We start from the raw sequence: 1,232 nt of genomic DNA, 5'->3' as shown, positions 1-1,232 counted from the left end.
CACTTCAACTCAGGATGTTAGCCAAAGAATGTGATACAACGCTTTACACGGTGTTGTTATCGGGCTGGTTTTTAACGCTCTTTGGAACTTGCAGTCAAACTGATATTACCATTGGTACGCCAGTCGATAATCGAGAACATCCACAAGTCCAGTCCTTAATCGGATACTTTGTTAATCTCTTGCCACTAAGAATGCAGCTTGAGGTTGAGCAAAACGTTCGTTACATGATTGAACGTTTGCATACAACCGTTACTGAAGCAAAGCAGCATCAGAGCTTGCCTTTTGAGCAAATCGTTAACAGTCTGCAGTTGGAACGAGACCCATCGAGTCACCCTTTGTTTCAAGTTCTTTTTTCAGTACAGGATTTTTCCTTATCGGAAAATGTGATGGAGCAGTTGCCTTTTGCCAGTGACGATTTATTGCTGGGTTCGGATGATTATTCCCCCGCACACTTTGATGTCAGTCTGTTTATTAGTGACAAACAGGAACAACTGAAGGGACATCTGGTGTATGCAAAGAGTCTTTTTTCTGCAGCCAATATGCAGCGACTAATTGTTCGTTTTGAGCATGTATTAAGTCAAATGGTGTCGAAACCAGAGCAACCACTTTCAACTTTTCAATGGTTGCCTCCTCAGGAATATCAGCGACTGATATTCGACTGGAATCAAACTGATGTTGATTTTGGTGAGCGGGTAAGCATTCAACAGAAGTTTGAGCAACAGGTGGAAAAGACACCGCAGCATATCGCGGTGATGTGTGATGGAAAGTTTCTTACTTATAGAGAGCTGAATTGGCGGGTGAATGTTTTGGCGCGTCGAATACGTCATGACTATCAGCAAAGAAATGGTCACGAATTACAACCTGACACCTTCATTGGACTGTATTTCGATAAAAGTCTGGACATGATTATATCGATGTTGGCGGTATTAAAATCGGGCGCTGCCTATGTACCACTGTCACCCGCTTATCCTCGTGAGCGCCTGAGCTTTATCGTTAATGATACCCGCATGAAACTGTTGTTAAGTCATGGAGATTATCCTGTCGGTTTGAACACATGGTTTGACGATGGAGTGTCGATATTAGCTGTCGATAGTGAGTTATCGGAAAGCGTCACTGATACTCGTAACCCTGAGCCTGTCTCGACCGCAGATGACCTGGCTTATGTCATTTATACCTCGGGCACCACCGGCCAACCTAAAGGAGTTATGATTGAACAGCACTCGGTGATTAAT

At 43.7% G+C, this 1,232-nt stretch carries 1 protein-coding gene; it reads left to right on the top strand.

Features of this window, described 5'->3' with window-relative positions; translation table 11 throughout:
* On the top strand, positions 1-1,232 hold a 1,232-nt coding region (locus tag IYN84_RS20835; RefSeq protein WP_196141216.1), incomplete at both ends, for a condensation domain-containing protein.

Source organism: Aliikangiella sp. G2MR2-5 (genome assembly GCF_015687155.1).
In the GTDB taxonomy this organism is placed as follows: domain Bacteria; phylum Pseudomonadota; class Gammaproteobacteria; order Enterobacterales; family Kangiellaceae; genus Aliikangiella.
This window is presented reverse-complemented; position numbering and strand designations above follow the sequence as displayed.